12 protein-coding genes and 1 pseudogene are annotated in these 15,255 nt (G+C 64.8%); 6 read left to right on the top strand and 7 right to left on the bottom strand.

What is annotated here, in order from left to right; all coding sequences use genetic code 11:
* The first annotated feature begins 288 nt into the window (after positions 1-288).
* Positions 289-1,563 carry a fumarylacetoacetase gene (gene fahA / locus AC0L3A_RS17040; protein ID WP_007599046.1) on the top strand — a complete coding sequence of 425 codons (1,275 nt, stop codon included), beginning with the start codon at positions 289-291 and terminating at the stop codon, positions 1,561-1,563.
* A gap of 109 nt (positions 1,564-1,672) precedes the next feature.
* Here fahA and AC0L3A_RS17035 read toward each other — a convergent pair whose 3' ends face one another.
* Both AC0L3A_RS17035 and AC0L3A_RS17030 read right to left on the bottom strand, forming a co-directional pair.
* Complete coding sequence (locus tag AC0L3A_RS17035; protein WP_007599047.1) at positions 1,673-1,984, bottom strand: DUF1272 domain-containing protein; 312 nt, start codon at positions 1,982-1,984, stop codon at positions 1,673-1,675.
* Between the two features lie 74 nt (positions 1,985-2,058).
* Positions 2,059-2,538, bottom strand: coding sequence for an Lrp/AsnC family transcriptional regulator (locus AC0L3A_RS17030; protein WP_007599049.1), 480 nt, complete (start codon positions 2,536-2,538; stop codon positions 2,059-2,061).
* Between the two features lie 121 nt (positions 2,539-2,659).
* Here AC0L3A_RS17030 and hppD point away from each other — a divergent pair, with 121 nt between their 5' ends.
* Positions 2,660-3,775: a 4-hydroxyphenylpyruvate dioxygenase gene (gene hppD, locus AC0L3A_RS17025; RefSeq protein WP_007599051.1), complete on the top strand. Its 1,116-nt coding sequence runs from the start codon at positions 2,660-2,662 to the stop codon at positions 3,773-3,775.
* A gap of 188 nt (positions 3,776-3,963) precedes the next feature.
* On the opposite strand, the gene AC0L3A_RS17020 is transcribed toward hppD, so the two are convergent.
* The 4 genes from AC0L3A_RS17020 to AC0L3A_RS17005 form a co-directional block, all read right to left on the bottom strand.
* Positions 3,964-5,076, bottom strand: a complete 1,113-nt coding sequence (locus tag AC0L3A_RS17020) for a CaiB/BaiF CoA transferase family protein (RefSeq protein ID WP_007599053.1) — start codon at positions 5,074-5,076, stop codon at positions 3,964-3,966.
* 208 nt (positions 5,077-5,284) lie between these two features.
* Positions 5,285-6,085: an FAD binding domain-containing protein gene (locus AC0L3A_RS17015; protein WP_007599055.1), complete on the bottom strand. Its 801-nt coding sequence runs from the start codon at positions 6,083-6,085 to the stop codon at positions 5,285-5,287.
* 13 nt (positions 6,086-6,098) lie between these two features.
* Complete coding sequence (locus tag AC0L3A_RS17010; protein WP_007599057.1) at positions 6,099-8,441, bottom strand: xanthine dehydrogenase family protein molybdopterin-binding subunit; 2,343 nt, start codon at positions 8,439-8,441, stop codon at positions 6,099-6,101.
* Positions 8,442-8,525: 84 nt separating this feature from the next.
* A complete protein-coding gene (locus tag AC0L3A_RS17005; RefSeq protein WP_007599059.1) occupies positions 8,526-9,011 on the bottom strand; it encodes a (2Fe-2S)-binding protein in 486 nt (161 codons plus the stop codon).
* 979 nt (positions 9,012-9,990) lie between these two features.
* Between AC0L3A_RS17005 and AC0L3A_RS17000 the strand changes: the two genes are divergently transcribed.
* The 4 genes from AC0L3A_RS17000 (at position 9,991) to AC0L3A_RS16985 (ending at position 14,679) form a co-directional block, all read left to right on the top strand.
* Entirely contained in the window at positions 9,991-11,706 is a 1,716-nt protein-coding gene (locus tag AC0L3A_RS17000; protein ID WP_007599061.1) for a PQQ-dependent methanol/ethanol family dehydrogenase, read from the top strand.
* A 140-nt stretch (positions 11,707-11,846) separates the two neighbouring features.
* A complete protein-coding gene (locus AC0L3A_RS16995; RefSeq protein ID WP_007599063.1) occupies positions 11,847-13,016 on the top strand; it encodes a c-type cytochrome in 1,170 nt (389 codons plus the stop codon).
* A 138-nt stretch (positions 13,017-13,154) separates the two neighbouring features.
* A complete protein-coding gene (locus AC0L3A_RS16990; RefSeq protein ID WP_035995389.1) occupies positions 13,155-13,838 on the top strand; it encodes a response regulator in 684 nt (227 codons plus the stop codon).
* Between the two features lie 136 nt (positions 13,839-13,974).
* On the top strand, positions 13,975-14,679 hold the full coding sequence (locus AC0L3A_RS16985) for a response regulator (protein WP_007599066.1): 705 nt from the start codon (positions 13,975-13,977) through the stop codon (positions 14,677-14,679).
* Here AC0L3A_RS16985 and AC0L3A_RS16980 read toward each other — a convergent pair.
* Positions 14,676-15,092: pseudogene (locus AC0L3A_RS16980) on the bottom strand (response regulator); the annotation flags it as partial. The gene AC0L3A_RS16985 and the pseudogene AC0L3A_RS16980 overlap by 4 nt on opposite strands.
* Positions 15,093-15,255 lie beyond the last annotated feature (163 nt).

Here is a 15,255-nt window from a genome sequence, read left to right as displayed (position 1 = left end):
ACCCGGGTTTTTGGGGGCCGGGCCCCCCCCCGGGGGCCCCCCACCCCCCCCCCGCCCCGCCCCCCCCCCCCCGGGGGGGGGGGGGGGGGCCCGCGCGGGGGGGCCCCCCCACGGGTGAGGGGTCTGTCTCCGCGAACAAGCCTCTCTCATTCGGACACGCAGATACAACCCCTCATCCGGCGCCAAAGCCGAAGCTTGGCTTCGGCGTTCTCTTAAGTAACGGCGGCCAAAGGCCGCCTATGCCACCTTCTCCCGCAAGCGGAGAAGGAAAAAGGACCGAGTGAAAAAGTGACAACCCACCCCAACGATCCCAGCCTCCGCTCTTTCATCGACGTCGATCCCGCCTCCGACTTCCCGATCCAGAACCTGCCCTACGGCGTGTTCTCGACCGCGGCCAATCCGACTCAGCGCGTCGGCGTGGCGATCGGCGACTATGTGCTCGATCTCTGGGAACTCGAGCAGGATTCGCGGCTCGACGTCGGGCCGCTCGGCGTGTTCTCGACGCCGTCGCTCAATGCTTTCATGACGCTGGGACCAAAGGTCTGGGCGAAGACGCGGGCGCGGATCAGCGAGCTGCTGCGCCACGATCATCCCGAGCTGCGCGACAACGAGGAGCTGCGCAAGCAGGCTCTGGTGCCGATGCGCGATGCGAAACTGCATCTGCCATTCGCAGTCTCCGGCTACACCGATTTCTATTCGTCCAAGGAGCACGCCACCAACGTCGGCGTCATGTTCCGCGGCAAGGACAATGCGCTGCAGCCGAACTGGCTGCACATGCCGATCGCCTACAACGGCCGTGCCTCGACCGTCGTGGTCTCGGGCACCAAGGTGAAGCGTCCGCGCGGGCAGCTGAAGCCGCCCTCTGTCGAGGTGCCGAGCTTTGCGCCCTGCAAGCGGCTCGATTTCGAGCTGGAGATGGGTGTCGTGATCGGGCAGCCCTCGCCGATGGGGGGCATGCTCACTGAGCAGCAGGCCGAGGAGATGATCTTCGGCTTCGTGCTACTCAACGACTGGAGCGCGCGCGATATCCAGCAATGGGAATATGTGCCGCTTGGCCCGTTCCTCGCCAAGGCGTTCGCGACCTCGATCAGCCCGTGGGTGGTGACGCGCGAGGCGCTGGAGCCGTTTCGCCTGAGCGGGCCGGCGCAGGAGCCGGTGCCGCTTGACTACCTCAAGCAGGGCAAGCCGCAGAACTATGATGTGGAGCTCGACGTCTCCTTGCGTGCCGCCGGAGCCAACGCGCCGGCCGGCATCAGCCGCACCAATTTTAAGTACATGTACTGGTCGTCGGTGCAGCAGCTGATGCACCACGCCTCCTCCGGCTGCGCCATGAATGTCGGAGATCTCCTCGGGAGCGGCACCATTTCCGGTCCGGAGAAGAACCAGCGCGGCAGCCTGCTGGAGATCAGCTGGAACGGCACCGAGCCGGTCGAATTGCCCGACGGCATCAAGCGGTCGTTCCTGGAAGACGGCGACAGCCTCGTCATGCGCGGCTGGTGTCAAGGCGAGGGCTATCGCGTCGGTTTTGGTGAGGTCGAAGGGACGGTTTTGCCGGCGGAGTAGGGCGCCCCACACTCGGTCTTGTAGGGTGGGCAAAGGGGCATCAGCGCCGTGCCCACCATTCCTCTCCGCGATCGCGGTAGGCACGCTTCGCTTTGCCCACCCTACGAAGTCAGCGCATTTCAGGCGGTACGTCCTTGACCCGCGCGCAATGCGCCGCGACGTCCTCCAGGCTGTACTTCAGATGCACTCGCTTATCCGACGGCGCCTGCTTCGTCGTGCACACGCCCGGTCGCCATTCCTGCACTGGCCTGATCGGGCGCGGCGCAAAACCGCCGCCGCAGTTCGGGCACACGTTGGACAGTTTCGTCTCCGCGCAGTCCGCACAGAACGTGCATTCATAGGAGCAGATCCGCGCATCGGTTGCGTTCGGGGGCAGGTCGCGGTCGCAATATTCGCAGTTCGGTCGAAGCTGAAGGGCCATGGCTCAGTCTCCGCAGATTGGCCGGGATCATCGCAGATCGCGCGCGCAGCGCGAATGCCGGATTTCCCTCGATTTCAGCCGGGTTTGATTTCCTTCAGCGGCAGACGCGTGCTTTCCTTCAGCCGGTCGAGCACGATCGAAGAGCGCACATGCGCCACGCTCTGGTGCGGCATCAGCACGTCGTTGACGAGATTGGAGAGACCCTTCAGGTCGCGCAGTACGGCTTTCAGCACATAGTCGGCGTCGCCGGTGAGCGAATAGGCCTCCTGGATCTCGTCGATTCGATTGACCAGCGTTCGGAAGCGTTTCGAGTTATCCGGTGAGTGGGTCGCCAGCGTCACCTGGATGAAGGCGACCACGCCGAAGCCCAGCGCCTCGCTGGAGAGATCGGCATGATAGCCTGAGATCACCTTCTCCTCCTCCAGCCGCATCCGTCGCCGCGAGCATTGCGAGGCCGAGAGGCCTGCGAGGTCGGCCAGTTCCTGGTTGGTGAGGCGGCCGTCGTCCTGGAGCGCGCCCAGGATCTTGAGGTCGAAGGCATCCACCAAAGTCATGCGCGGTTTACCCATTTTATGCACGGACCGTGCACAACATAGCCAAACAGCGTCCCATTTGCACGCTCATTGCAGGCGTCGTGAAGGATAGTTCCTCTCAACAGCAATTTGGGAGAGCAGCATGGGTCCGTTTCCGCACGATGCACCGCCGGCCACGATCACCGCCGATAATCCGATGGGCACCGACGGGTTCGAGTTCGTCGAATATGCGCATCCCGATCCGGACCAGCTGCACGCCCTGTTCAAGCTGATGGGCTATGCGCCCGTCGCGCGCCATAGAACGAAGACGATCACGGTTTATCGTCAGGGCGATATCAACTATCTGGTCAACGAGGAGCCCGGCACTCACGGTCACGATTTCGTCGCCGCGCACGGCCCCTGTGCGCCGTCAATGGCGTTTCGGGTCGTCGATGCGAAGAAGGCCTATGACCGCGCGATTTCACTCGGCGCCGAACCTGCGGATGTGTCCTCCGCGCAGAAGACGCTCGATGTCCCCGCGATCAAGGGCATCGGCGGCAGCCTGCTCTACTTCGTCGATCGCTACGGCGCCAAGGGTTCGGCCTATGACGGCGAGTTCGAATGGCTCGGCGCGCGCGATCCGCGGCCTGCCGGCGCCGGCCTGTTCTATCTCGATCACCTCACCCACAACGTCCATCGCGGCCGCATGGATGTCTGGACCGGGTTCTACGAAAAACTCTTTAACTTCCGCCAGATCCGCTTCTTCGACATCGAGGGCCGCGCCTCCGGCCTGTTCTCGCGGGCGCTGACGAGCCCCGACGGCAAGATCCGGATTCCGATCAACGAGGACGCCGGCGATTCCGGCCAGATCGAGGAATATCTGAATATCTATCGCGGCGAAGGCATCCAGCACATCGCCTGCGGCTGCCGCGACATCCACCGCACCATCGAGGACTTGCGCGAAGCGGGCCTGCCCTTCATGCCGGCGCCGCCCGCGACCTATTTCGAGCGGATCGACGCGCGGCTGCCGAAGCATGGCGAGGACGTCGCGCGGCTTCAGAAAAACGGCATCCTGATCGACGGGGAGGGCGTGGTCGACGGCGGCCAGACTAAGGTGCTGCTGCAGATCTTCTCGGCCAATGCGATCGGCCCTATCTTCTTCGAGTTCATCCAGCGCAAGGGCGACGACGGTTTCGGCGAGGGCAATTTCAAGGCGCTGTTCGAATCGATCGAGGAGGATCAGATCCGGCGTGGGGTGTTGAAGGTGGATGCGGCGTAGGCGCGCTACCTATAGGCACGCCGCAGCGTCAAACACAGCCGTCGTCCTGGCGAAAGCCAGGACCCATTACCCCATGGAGCGGTCGGTGGGCGGACTGGTAACTCCGGGTCTTCGTCAAACCACGTTTGGTGGCTATGGGTCCTGGCTTTCGCCAGGACGACCCGGAGTGTGATGCGACAGCGGAGGCCTTAACGCCCCGCCTTCCACGCCTTCATCACCGCGCCGATCTCGGCCACTTCCGGCTCGCGCACCGCCGATGGCGTCCGCGAAAAGCGCGGCGCCGGCGCCGGCTGCTTCACGCCGTGGCGCTCGACGAAGACGTTGCGGGCGACCATGTGCGGATGCTCGGTCGCTTCCGACATGGTCAGCACCGGCGCAAAGCAGATGTCGGTGCCTTCCATGATCTTGCACCAGTCCTCGCGCGTCTTGCTCTTGAATACCGTCTTCAATTTTTCCTTCAGCGCGGGCCAGGCCTTGCGGTCCATCTGCGCGTCGAAGTCGGCGTCGGTCAGGCCGGCGTGTTCGCGCAGCAACGCGTAGAACTGCGGCTCGATCGAGCCGATCGAGACGAAATGGCCGCAGGCACATTCGTAGACGCCGTAGAAATGCGCGCCGCCGTCAAGGAAGTTCTCGTTGCGGCCTTCGGTCCAGCGGCCGAGCGTGGTCATGTCGAAGAAGAACGACATCAGCGATGCCGCGCCGTCGCACATCGCGGCATCGACGACCTGGCCCTTGCCTGACCGCGAGCCCTCCAGCAGCGCCGCGAGCACGCCGACCACGAGGTAGAGCGCGCCGCCGCCGAAATCGCCGACCAAATTGAGCGGCGGCACCGGCGCTTCCTTCGTGCCGATCGCGGCGAGCGCGCCGGTGATGGAGATGTAGTTGATGTCGTGGCCGGCGGCGTTGGCGAGCGGGCCTTGCTGGCCCCAGCCGGTCATGCGGCCGTAGACCAGCTTTGGATTGCGCGCGAGCACCACGTCAGGCCCGAGGCCGAGCCGCTCCATCACGCCGGGACGAAAACCCTCGACCAGTGCGTCGGCATTCGCAAGCAGATCGAGCACCTCCGCGATCGCCGCCTTGTCCTTGAGGTCGAGCTCGACCACCTTGCGGCCGCGGCCTGCGACCGACTTCATGTTCTTCCTGGCGCCGACCCGATCGAGCGTGACGATTTCGGCGCCCATGTCGGCCAGCATCATGCAGGCGAACGGGCCTGGTCCAATGCCGGCGAATTCAACGATGCGGAAACCTGCGAGCGGGCCGGAGGTGCGGACGGAGGAGTTTTGGGCTGATTGATCGGGCACGTGTTTGTTTCCTCGGATCCAAGGCGCATATTGCCGATGGTCGGCAAGCGCCGAGGCGTTCCTCTGCGGGGCAAGTTAATTGGCCGATTAACTTTTCTCGCCTCCACGCCAGTGAGGCAAGCGCTTTTCACCCGCACGGCCAAATAAAACGGCGCGCACCGAAGTGCGCGCCGCGGAAAATTTGTGTTGAGGCGCTAAGGCGCGATGATCAGCGAGCGGCAGCCACCGCGCGCTGCGCCATCACCTTGATGAGGTTGGCGCGGTACTCCGCCGTTCCGTGGATGTCGGCCAGCAGATTGCTCGCCGAAATGCTCACGCTGTCGATCGCCGACGGCGACCAATTCGCCTTCAGCGCCGTTTCGATGGCCGGGACCCGCATCACGCCGCTTTGCGAGGCGCCGGTGGCGGCCACCCGAACCTCGCCCGACTTCGTCTGCGCGACGAACACGCCGGTCAGCGCGAAGCGAGACGCCGGGTGGCGCATCTTTTCGTAGCCTGCCTTCGCCGGAACCGGGAACGACACGGCGGTGATGAGCTCGCCGTCTTCCAGCGCCGTCGTGAACAGGCCCTGGAAGAAGTCATCCGCCGTAATCGACCGCTTGTTGGTCTTCACGGTGGCGCCGAGCGCGAGCAGCGCGGCCGGAAAATCCGCGGCAGGATCGTTGTTGGCGATCGAGCCGCCGATCGTGCCGCGATAGCGCACGGCGGGGTCCCCAAGCACCGAGGTAAGATAGGCGATTGCGGGGATCGCCTTCTTCACATCGGCATTCTGCATGATGTCGAAATAGGTCGTGCCGGCCTTGATGGTCAGCACGTCGCCTGAGAGCTCGACGCCCTGCAGCTCCTTGATCTTGCCGAGGTCGATGACGTCGGACGGACTGGCGAGGCGTTGCTTCATCACCGGCAGCAGCGTCTGGCCGCCGGCGAGGAACTTTGCTTCGCTGCTCTTGGAGAACAGGCTGACGGCCTCGTCGACCGAGGACGCGCGATGATAAACGGTCTGGTACATCTTCGTTCCTCCCTTAAGCCGCGTGGATCGTGCGCCACACCCGGTCCGGGGTTGCGGGCATTTCCAGATTGTTCTTGCCGATCGCATCCGTGATCGCGTTGATCACGGCCGCTGACGCGCCGATCGCGCCGGCCTCACCGCACCCTTTGATGCCGAGCGGATTGCCCGGGCACAGCGTCGTGGTGTGGGAGAGATTGAACGAGGGAACGTCGTCGGCGCGCGGCATGGCGTAGTCCATGAACGAGGCCGTGACCGGCTGCCCGCTGGCGTCATAGATCGCGTGCTCGAGCAACGCTTGTCCGATGCCTTGCACGAGACCGCCATGGACCTGGCCCTCGACGATCATCGGGTTGATCAGCCGGCCGAAATCGTCGGCCGCGACAAAGTTGACGAAAGACGTCTTGCCAGTGCCGGGATCGACCTCGAGCTCGCAGATATAGGTGCCGGCCGGGAAGGTGAAATTGGTCGGGTCGTAGAAGGCGCTTTCCTTCAGGCCCGGCTCCATCCCGTCAGGCAGATTGTGCGCGGTGTAGGCCGCGAGCGCGACCATCGGGAAGGCGATCGCCTTGTCGGTTCCGGCCACCTTGAACTCGCCGTTCTCGATGACGATGTCGCCTTCCGAAGCTTCCAGCGCATGCGCGGCGATCTTCTTGGCCTTGGATTCCATCTTCTCCATGGCTTTCAGGATCGCGGTGAGGCCAACGGCGGCCGAGCGCGAGCCGTAGGTGCCCATGCCGAACTGCACCTTGTCGGTGTCGCCATGGACGATCGAGACCTGGCTGATGGGAACGCCGAGCCGCTCCGCGACGAGCTGGCAGAACGTGGTCTCGTGACCCTGGCCGTGGCTGTGCGATCCCGTCAGCACCTCGATGGTGCCGACCGGGTTGACGCGGACTTCGGCGGACTCCCAAAGACCGACGCCGGCGCCCAGGCTGCCGACGGCCTTCGACGGCGCGATGCCGCAGGCCTCGATGTAGCAGGACACGCCGATGCCACGCAGCTTGCCGTCGGCCTTCGCCTTGGCCTTGCGCCCGGCAAAGCCGGCATAGTCGATCGCCTTCATCGCGGCATCGAGCGAGGCATTAAAGTCGCCGGTGTCATAAGCCATGATCACCGGCGTCTGGTGCGGGAACTGGGTGATGAAGTTGGTCCGGCGCAACGCGGCCGGATCGACCTTCAACTGCCGCGCCGCCGTCTCCATCAGACGTTCGATCAGATAGCTCGCCTCGGGGCGGCCGGCGCCGCGATAGGCGTCGACCGGCGTGGTGTTGGTGTAGACCCCGACCACCTCGGCATGGATCGCCGGGATGTTGTACTGGCCCGACAGCAGCGTCGCGTAGAGATAGGTCGGGACCGAGGACGAGAACAGTGACATGTAGGCGCCGAAATTGGCGTAGGTCTTCACCTTCAATCCGGTGATCTTGTTGTTGGCGTCGAAGGCCATCTCGGCATGGGTGACGTGGTCGCGGCCATGCGCATCGGTGAGGAAGGCCTCGGTCCGGTCGCCGGTCCATTTCACGGGACGGCCGACTTTCTTCGAGGCCCACAGCGCCACCATCTCTTCGGGATAGATGAAGATTTTCGAGCCGAAGCCGCCGCCGACGTCAGGCGCAATCACGCGCAGCTTGTGCTCGGGTGCGATGTTGTAGAACGCCGACAGCACGAGGCGGGCGACGTGGGGATTCTGCGACGTCGTGTAGAGCGTGAAGTGCTCTTCCGCCGAATCGTAATCGGCAATCGCCGCGCGGGGCTCCATTGCGTTCGGCGCGAGACGGTTGTTGGTGACGTCGAGCTTCACCACGTTGGCGGCCTTGGCGAAGGCGGCATCGGTGGCGCCCTCGTCGCCGATCACCCAGTCATAGACCTGGTTGCCGGGAGCTTCGGGATGCAGCTGCGGCGCGCCGGACTTGATCGCGGCGTGAACGTCGGCGACCGCGGGCAGCTCTTCGTAGTTCACGACCACGGCTTCGGCCGCGTCGCGTGCGAGATTTTTGGTCTCGGCGATCACGACTGCGACCGCCTGACCGACGAAGCGCACCGTCTCCGGCGCCATCGCCGGCCATGCGCCCATCTTCATCGGGCTGCCGTCCTTGGAGGTGATTGCCCAGCCGCAGATGAGGTTGCCGACCTTGTCGTCGACGATCTCCTGTCCCGTCAGCACCGCGACCACGCCCGGCATCTTCAGCGCGGCGGAGGAATCGATTCCCTTCACCTTGGCATGCGCGTGCGGGCTGCGGATGAAATGGGCATGGGTCATGCCCTGCAATTTGATGTCGTCGACGTAGCGGCCCTTGCCGGTAATGAAACGCTTGTCTTCCTTGCGCACGACGCGCGCGCCAATGCCTTCAACACCCATGTCTGGTCCTCCCGACCGGAATTTGTCTTGACCGCGCTTTCCCTCGAAAGCGGCGGCGATGGTTTTTGTTTCGAGGCGCGCCGATTACTCGGCCGCCTGCGAGACCTTCATGCGGCCTGCTGCGTCCAGTACGGCTTTGACGATGTTGTGGTAGCCGGTGCAGCGGCAGATATTGCCTTCGAGCTCGTGGCGGACGGTGGCCTCGTCGAGCTGGCCACCATAGCGGTGCACGATGTCGATGGCCGACATGATCATGCCCGGCGTGCAATAGCCGCACTGCAGGCCGTGATTGTCGCGGAAGGCTGCCTGCATCGGGTGCAACTCGTCGCCCTTGGCGATGCCTTCGATCGTGGTGATGCTGGCGCCGTCGGCCTGTCCCGCCAGCATAGTGCAGGATTTGACCGCCTTGCCGTCCATATGGACGACGCAGGCACCGCACTGGCTGGTGTCGCAACCGACATGGGTTCCGGTGAGGTTGAGGTGGTCGCGCAGCAGCTGAACCAGCAGCGTGCGGTCCTCGACGTCGACGGCAACAGCCTTGCCGTTCACCGTCAGTTTGACTGTAGACACGTGAGTACCTCCCGAATGTTTATAGTTATTCCAATTAGAGACAGCGCGAACGGAAGTTTGCAACTGGGATTTTACAGGCGGCGCGTCATGGAAAGGTCATCCGTGACGGTTGCCGCGGTGCGCGATTCGGTCGCGATACCCCGTGCCGCCGCCAGCGCGTGGCGCGACTTTGCAAGGAGCCTTCGAAAACGATGTGCGCTTCGTCAGCGGCGGGCTTGGTTCAACCGCCGGTGCGAGGCGCTGGTCCTGGACGTGGGGTCCTCGCGCGTCATGCCTCCCTTTGATGTCTTGTTCGTTGACACGAATAGGAGCACGCGCTTGCGCCAATGTAATCGCGATCTTGGTAGTAGGCGGTGGCAAGCTAAGTCATTGATTTTGTTCGTGACGGTGCACCGCAGCTGTGCTGGCCCGATGCCGGTGGCGAGCCGCGCCGGCCGGGGCGCCCAGGACTGCGACCGTGGGGCTGAAGGTCGGTCCGGTGAAGGCGCCGCGCGGGCGGCGTCGCGGGCTTTGCCAAGGTCGGGCCACGGTCCGGCTGGAAACGATCGCCCGACGTCACCATCCTGCACGACGAGGCCGACGCGCAGACCGGCGGCAAGCTCGCACATCTCGGCGCGCGGCTGACCGACTCGACCTCGCGAAAACTTGCCGCGAACGTCTTCGAAAAATTTGCGGTGGTGGTAGCGCCATCATCGTGACCGATGCACGCGACGCCGGATGGGAGCGGCCCGATTGTGTCGCGGTGCGCCCAAATCCGACGGCTCGTTTCGAGCTGCAAGCAGGGACAAGACGCAAGTCTGAACAACGAGATGAGCGGCGCAACTCGCCAACCATCCGCACTACTACCTTCCGCCTATACTAACCGCGAAACGGCGATGCTGTAATTTCGAACGATGGCTCGCAGACAAACTGCGCATCACGAGCGCAGCGCGCTCAAGCGCCCAACATGGCGTGCACAACAACACCGCGGAGGGAATACATGACCTTTGGAACGAAGGGCTTCTTGGCTGGCATCTCGATGATTGCGATGCTGGCCGCCGCTACGCCGGGCGTTCGCGCCAACGACTCCCTGCTCAAGGCGCAATCCGATTCGAACCAATGGGCCGTTGCCGGCCACGACTACGGCAACACGCGCTTCAGCCCGCTGAAGCAGATCAACACCGAGAACGCCGGCAAGCTGACGCTCGCCTATTCGTTCTCGCTGGCGTCGCTGCGTTCGAACGAATCCTCGCCGATCGTCGTCGGCAACACGCTCTACGTTTCGAGCTCCTGGGGCCCGAAATATGTCTACGCGCTCGATGCCGCCACCGGCGCGCGCAAGTGGACCTACGAGCCCGATATTCCCGAGGACGTGCTGCAATACGCCTGCTGCGATGTGAACAATCGCGGCGTCTCCTATGCCGACGGCAAGATCTTCGTCGGTCGCCTCGACGGCAAGCTGACGGCGCTCGATGCCGCGACCGGCAAGTCGCTGTGGACGACGAAGGTGGTCGACTACAAGCAGGGTTCGGTCATCACCTCGCCGCCGCTCGTCGTGCGCGACAAGGTCATCACCGGGTTCGGCGGCGGCGAATACGGCGTACGCGGCTCGCTCCAGGCCTTCGACATCGGCACCGGCAAGCAGTTGTGGCAGACCTATACCGTTCCGTCGCCGGATGAGCCCGGCGGCGACACCTGGAAGGGCGACTCCGCCCAGCATGGCGGCGGCGCGCCCTGGCTGGTCGGCTCCTACGATCCGAAGACCGACACGGTTTATTGGGGCACCAGCAATCCTGGACCCTGGAATACGGCGGTGCGCTCGACCGGCGACGGCAATTTCGGCAAGCTGACCAACCTCTACACCGCCTCGACGGTGGCGTTCGATCCCAACACCGGCAAGATCAAGTGGCACATCCAGACCACGCCGGCCGATGCCTGGGACTATGACGGCGTCAACGAAGCCGTGCTCGCGGATCTGAAGATCGACGGCAGCACCGTTCCGGCGCTGATGAAGGCGGATCGCAACGGCTACTTCTTCGTCGCCAACCGCGAGACCGGCAAGGTGCTTTCGGCGGAGAAATACGTGTTCTCCAACTGGGCCAAGAAGTGGGACGTCGCCACGATGCGCGCGGTCGAGGATCCCGACAAGCGTCCCGGGCCGAATCATCCCGCCAAGGACATCTGCCCGAACCTGATCGGCGGCAAGAACTGGCAGCCGATGTCGTTCAATCCGCAGACCGGTCTCGTCTACATCCCGTCCAACAACGTCTGCATGGACTGGTCGGTCTCGGACGTCGCCTACAAGCGCGGTGTGTTCTATCTCGGCGCCGAATTCCCGACCAAGGAAGGTCCCGGCGGCTTCCTCGGCGAGCTCGTGGCCTGGGACCCGGTCGCGCAGAAGAAGGTCTGGTCGATCAAGGAAGACCTGCCCTTCAACGGCGGCACGCTGACCACCGGCGGTGGCCTCGTGTTTGCCGGCAACATCCATGGCGATTTCCGCGCCATCGATGCGAAGTCCGGCAAGGTGTTGTGGAGCAAGAATCTCGGCTCCGGCATCGGCGCAGGTCCGGTGACCTATCAGGTCGACGGCACGCAATATGTCGCCATCGTCGTCGGCCGCACCGCTGCGCTGCCGGCGTTCCTGGGCGAGATAGGAAAGAAGATGACGGCCGCAGCCCCCGAGGGCGGTTCGCTCTTCGTGTTCTCCGTCCAGTGAGCACTCGCGCGCGCATCCTCGAGGTGACGGGATACGCGCGCGCCTTTTCCTGACACGAGCTGCGGCATCGGCCGATGCCTGGTGCCGCAGCGCCTGGCTCAACAGAGCTCCGGCCCAATCAAGAGCTACGGGAGACGAGGATGCGTCCGAATCGTTCTGGCATCGGTGCGAGCCGAAATCGCGCCATCGCAGGTCTGCTCGCATGTGCCGCCGCGCTGGTGGTTCCCGCCTTGCTGCATGCGGACGAGGCGCAGCCGCTGCGTCTCTGCGCCGACCCGACCAATCTTCCATTCTCAAGCGATAATCCGTCTCAGCCGGGCTTCTATGTCGAGATCGGGCAGGCCCTGGCGCAGGCGCTCGGCCGGCCGGTCGCCTACGACTGGTACAAATCCTATTTCGGCAAGCGCACCGTGCGTGTCACGCTGCTCGGCAAGCAATGCGACGCCATGATCGGGCTGCCGCGGTCCGAGGATTTCATGGGACCGGCCGTGATCTTCTCCGGCACGGTCGCGAAGGAGGGCTATGGCCTCGTGGCGGCCAAGGGGCAGGTGCTCAACAGCCTCGACAGCCTCCACGGCAAGCGTGTTGCCGTGCAGTTCGCCAGCACGCCGCAAAACCTGCTCGCGAGCCGCGCCGACATCCGGATGGTGACGGTGCTGTCGCCCGAGGAAGGCATGCAGGCGCTCGATCAGGGCAAGGCCGACGTCGCCTTCATCTGGGGCCCGGTCGCCGGCTGGCTGAACAAGACCAGCTACAATGATCGCTATCAGATTCAGCTCACCGAGGGCGAAGGCCTGTCATGGGATGCGGCGATCGGCTTTGCGAAGACATCCACCGAGCTGCGTGATCGCGTCGATGCCGTCCTGCCGCAGCTTCAGGCCACGATCGGCGCGCTCGCGGTCAAATATGGCTTGCCGACCGGCCAGCCGGCTCGCTTCGGTGCGGCCCCAGCGATGCCGGCGGGAACGACCATCGGGGCCGGGCCCGGCGCGACGCAGACCGCCAGTGTGGTCGCCACCGAGACCAAGGGCGACGCGCCCGGCACCGAGGCCGTCGGTTCGGGCAAGGAGATATTCAACGGAACCTGTGCGCACTGCCACGGTCCGGACGCGATCCAGAGCGAGCGGAAGATCGACCTGCGGCTGCTGCGTCATCGCTACGGTGACGATATGCGCGAGAAATTCTGGACCACCGTGCATGAGGGGCGGCCGACCAAGGGTATGCCGGCCTGGAAAGAGGTCTTCACCGACGATCAGTTCGACCACATCTTTTCCTTCCTGCTGACGGTCCAATCCGAATCGAACGACTGAGCGATCTTGACCGAGCGCGATCGGGAGGATGTGGTAGCGTCCGTCCGGCATCATCCCGGCGCCGGACGGCGATCGCATGGATGTGCCGCTTCCGCCGCCGCGGCAGGTGCGCGTGCGATGCAGTGTTGGGAAGGCGCCATGACCAGCTTCCTGATCATCGACGATCATCCGCTGTTTCGCGAGGCGCTCGGCAATGCGGTGCGGCTGGCCTTGCCGGAAGCGCGGATCTTCGAAGCGATGTCGATCGCGGATGCGCTGCATATCCTGTCGGCCGAGCAGGGTATCGACCTTGCGCTGCTCGATCTTTCGCTGCCGGACGCGACCGGCTTCTCCGGCTTTCTGCGCTTGCGCGAGGCCTTTCCGCGCCTGCCGGTCGCCATCGTGTCGAGCGAGGAGGACCAGCGCGTCGTCCGCGAGGCGCTGGCGCTGGGTGCCGCCGGATATCTGCCCAAGTCGACGTCGAAGCGTGAGCTGGCGCAATCGATCGAGGGCGTGCTGAGCGGGTCGGTGTCGGTGCCGAAGGATTTCGTGGCGACGCCGCAGCGGCGGGCCGAGGCCAGCAAGGCGCTCGAGGTCAAGCTGCACGAGCTCACGCCGCAGCAGCTTCGCGTGCTCGACCTCCTGCGTCGCGGCTATCCGAACCGCCAGATCGCCCAGGAGCTTCAGCTCGCGGAATCCACGGTGAAGGCGCATATCACCGAGATCCTGCGCAAGCTCGGCCTGTTCAGCCGCAACAAGGCGATCATCGAAATCGGCAAGATGGAGCTGCCCGATCCGCGCAGCCGGCCTTATGCGCGGCCCGATCGCGGCAGGTCGCAATGACGCGCAGTGTCGTTCTTGACCTGGATCAAGCCGGCTTGGCGGTGCCGAGCCATTCTCAACGCGTTCAATTCGACGCCGGCCCTGGCGGCCTCCTGGGCGAGGTCTTCAGCAAGGTCTTCACAATGGCTCTTACGTGATGCGATTTCTGATCGTCGAGGACCATCCGCTGTTTCGCGAGGCGCTCGAAGGCGCGCTCCGGATGGTGGCGCCCGCGGCCGATATTGTTCAGGCGACGTCGATCGACGGCGCGCTGGAGCAGATCGCGGCGAGCACCGAACTCGACCTGATCCTGCTCGATCTGTCGATGCCGGGCACCACGGGTCTTTCGGGCATCATCCGCATCCGCAAGGCGTTTCCAAAAATTCCCGTCGTCATCGTATCCGGACATCAGGATCGGCAGATCGTGTCCGGCGCGTTGTCGCTCGGCGTGTCCGGCTACATCCCCAAATCGTCGTCCAAGCAGGAGCTGGCACAGTCGATCGGCGAGGTGCTGCGCGGCTCGGTCTGTGTTCCCGCCGCCTATCGCGGACGGGCCCGGCCGCAACGGGCGTCCGGCCCCGCGCAGGATCTCCTGAAGCGCCTGCACGAGCTGACGCCGCAGCAATTGCGCGTGCTCGAAATGCTCCAGCGCGGCCTGCAAAACAAGCAGATCGCCTACGAGCTGACGATTTCGGAGACCACGGTGAAGGTCCACGTCTCCGAGATCCTGCGCAAGCTCAACGTGCTCAGCCGCACCAAGGCGATCGTCGAAATGTCCAGGATCGACTTCGCGACGCTGGCAGCCGAGAGCCCCACGGCCCATCGCGAGCGGGCACAGCCCGATCCACCCGCGCGGGACTAGCCCAGCAGGAACGACAGCAGCGCCCGCATCTCGGCGGGCTTGATCGGCTTCTTCAGCACCTCGAGGCCGTGGCGGCTCGCTTCCTTTGCAGCCTTGTCGGAGTAGTCGGCGGTGATGATCATGGCCGGCGTGTCGAGCTTCAGATGCTGGCGGACATCGGCGATGGCCGACAGGCCGCTCTCGCCGTGATCGAGGTGCAGATCGGCGATCACGGCATCCGGCGCACCGCCGAGCTCGCTGAGGCGCAGCAGCGCATCGGCAGCCGAGCGCGTGGTCGCGACGTCGCAGCCCCAACCTTCCAGCAGCGCGGCCATCGCCTCCGAGCCGTTCGGGTCGTTCTCGATCAGCAGGATCTTGGCGCCTTCGAGCCCGCTATAGTGCCGCTCGTCGAGCTTGATCTCGTGCACCTCGTCGGCGGCCGCCCCGGCGGGGGGGGGGGGGGGGGGCGGGGGGGTGGGGGGGGGGTGGGGGGGGGGGGGCGGCGCGGGGGCGGGGGGGGGGGGCGCGCGCCGCCGAGCAGGCGGAGAGGAGAAAGGAAGAGGCGGCCGGGGCCCGCGCGCAGGGCGGGGGCGCCGG

The organism is Bradyrhizobium sp. MI1.3 (genome assembly GCF_055811695.1).
The sequence above is the reverse complement of the archived record's forward strand: the minus strand, read 5'-3'. Positions and strand labels throughout refer to the sequence as shown.

Excerpts from the sequence above, each read along its gene's own strand:
- AC0L3A_RS17035 (WP_007599047.1), bottom strand. The coding sequence starts at position 1,984 with ATGGCCCTTCAGCTTCGACCGAACTGCGAATATTGCGACCGCGACCTG.
- AC0L3A_RS16985 (WP_007599066.1), top strand. The coding sequence starts at position 13,975 with ATGCGATTTCTGATCGTCGAGGACCATCCGCTGTTTCGCGAGGCGCTC.
- hppD (WP_007599051.1), top strand. The coding sequence starts at position 2,660 with ATGGGTCCGTTTCCGCACGATGCACCGCCGGCCACGATCACCGCCGAT.
- AC0L3A_RS17030 (WP_007599049.1), bottom strand. The coding sequence starts at position 2,538 with ATGACTTTGGTGGATGCCTTCGACCTCAAGATCCTGGGCGCGCTCCAG.
- AC0L3A_RS16995 (WP_007599063.1), top strand. The coding sequence starts at position 11,847 with ATGCGTCCGAATCGTTCTGGCATCGGTGCGAGCCGAAATCGCGCCATC.
- AC0L3A_RS16990 (WP_035995389.1), top strand. The coding sequence starts at position 13,155 with ATGACCAGCTTCCTGATCATCGACGATCATCCGCTGTTTCGCGAGGCG.
- AC0L3A_RS17000 (WP_007599061.1), top strand. The coding sequence starts at position 9,991 with ATGACCTTTGGAACGAAGGGCTTCTTGGCTGGCATCTCGATGATTGCG.
- AC0L3A_RS17015 (WP_007599055.1), bottom strand. The coding sequence starts at position 6,085 with ATGTACCAGACCGTTTATCATCGCGCGTCCTCGGTCGACGAGGCCGTC.
- AC0L3A_RS17010 (WP_007599057.1), bottom strand. The coding sequence starts at position 8,441 with ATGGGTGTTGAAGGCATTGGCGCGCGCGTCGTGCGCAAGGAAGACAAG.